Origin of the sequence: Streptomyces poriferorum (genome assembly GCF_019399235.1) — a bacterium.
In the GTDB taxonomy this organism is placed as follows: domain Bacteria; phylum Actinomycetota; class Actinomycetes; order Streptomycetales; family Streptomycetaceae; genus Streptomyces; species Streptomyces poriferorum.
This window is the reverse complement of the sequence record NZ_JAELVH010000524.1, coordinates 1-1,754: the sequence shown is the minus strand read 5'-3', so window position 1 is coordinate 1,754 and position 1,754 is coordinate 1. Positions and strand designations below refer to the sequence as shown.

Below are 1,754 nucleotides of genomic sequence, written 5' to 3'. Positions count from 1 at the left end.
GCGCTGCGGACCGTGGTGCCCTTGCCGGTGCGGCGGCTCGTCGGCCATGAGCTGCGGGCCCTGCACAGCCTGGGGCTGTGGGTGCTGCGGCGGCGCCACGGCGTGCCGGAGGGCGCGGCGCCCGCGCCGTACACGGGGCCGCAGACGGCGATGATGTACGGCCTGGTCTTCGTCTCGGTGGTGGAGACGGTGATGCTGGCGCTGCTGGTCCCCTGGCCGGTGGTGCACCGGATTCTGCTCGTGCTGGACGTGTACGGGGTGCTGCTGGTGCTCGCCCTGCACGCCGCCTGTGTGACCCGCCCGCATGTCGTGGGACCGGACGGTTCGCTGCGCGTTCGCTACGGGGCGCTGTTCGATCTGCGGGTACCGGCTGCCTCGATCACGGCCGTACGGGTCGAACGGCGCTTTCCCCAGGGCCGGTTGGTTCAGCTGGGCCCGGACGGGGTGCTCGATCTCGCGGTCGGCGGCCAGACGACCGTGACGGTCGAGCTGACCGCGCCGCTGGGTTTCCTGCGACCGCTCGGCCGTCGCGGGAAGGCGGTCGCGGTCCGGTTCCACGCCGATGATCCGCGCGCCGTCGTGGCCGCGCTCACGCGGGCGCGAACAGCACCTTCGACGATCCCGGATCTGCCTGGGTGAGCCGCACCCGCAGCCGCTCCCCCAGCGGGAGCGCGGCGGTGCCGCCCTCGATGCGGGCGACGATCGCGGGGTCGTCGATGTGGATGGTGCCGGTGGTCGGCTCCTGTTCCTTCACATCCACCACGTAGGCGTCGAAGACCGTACCGACCCGGTCCTTGAGCAGTGCCGCCTCGACGAGGTCGATGCACTCGCGCTCCACCGTGTTGGCGCGCCGGGTCCCGTCCGCCATCTCCTTGGGCAGGGCGGGCAGTGCGCTCATGACCCATTCGGGCGGATCGCGGTCGGCGGCGGCCGCGACGCAGAGTTCGGATGCGTACCGGTCGACGAGCCGGCGCAGCGGCGCGGTGCAGTGGGTGTAGAGGTCTGCGACGGCGGCGTGGACGGCGGGGGTGGGCAGTTCGCCGTTGTCGAAGACGGTGTAGCCGGCGCCGCGCAGCAGCGTGGTGCAGTCCTGCAGGAAGGCGGCGTGGTTCGTCTTCCTCGGGTCGAGCGAGCGGACTACCTGGGCGTACGGGACATGGTGCGGCCAGTCGATACGCAGGGCCTCGGCCGAGCGGCGCAGGCGGGCGACCGCGCCGTCGGGGGCGACCGGGAGGGTACGCAGGATGCCGGTGCCGGATTCCTGCATCAGACGGGCCGCCGCCATGCCGGTGAGCAGTGAGATCTGAGCGTTCCAGCCGTCGGCGGGGAGCGGGGCCCGGTAGTCGAGGCCGTACGTCCCGTCGCGCTCGACGATCTCCTGTTCGGGCACGTCGAGGGAGATGCCGCCGCGGGCGATCTCCTGTTCCTCGCGGAGCGTGCCGATGTCCTTGAGCAGGGCGAGCGGCTCCTCGGCGGTGCCGGCGTCGATCTGCCGCTGCACGCCCGCGTAGTCGAGTTTGGCGCGGCTGCGTACGAGGGCCCGGCGTACCCGGGTGGTCTCGGTGCGGCCCTCGGCGTCGAGGTCGATCTCCCAGAGCACGGCGGGGCGGGTCTCTCCGGGCAGCAGGCTGGCGGCGCCCTCGGAGAGCGATTCGGGGTGGAGCGGCACCTTGCCGTCGGGGAAGTAGAGCGTGGTCACCCGGTGGTGGGCCTCGGTGTCGAGCGCGCCGCCGGGGCGGACGAACGCGGCGACG

2 protein-coding genes are annotated in these 1,754 nt (G+C 72.9%); one reads left to right on the top strand and one right to left on the bottom strand.

The window, feature by feature from the left end:
• Positions 1–639: hypothetical protein (locus JGS39_RS39245; RefSeq protein WP_236066064.1), on the top strand; the 639-nt coding region annotated here is incomplete at its 5' end.
• On the opposite strand, the gene JGS39_RS39240 is transcribed toward JGS39_RS39245, so the two are convergent.
• The coding region (locus JGS39_RS39240) for an RNB domain-containing ribonuclease (protein WP_219574542.1) at positions 590–1,754 on the bottom strand (1,165 nt) is incomplete at its 5' end. The two genes, JGS39_RS39245 and JGS39_RS39240, sit on opposite strands and share 50 nt — an antisense overlap.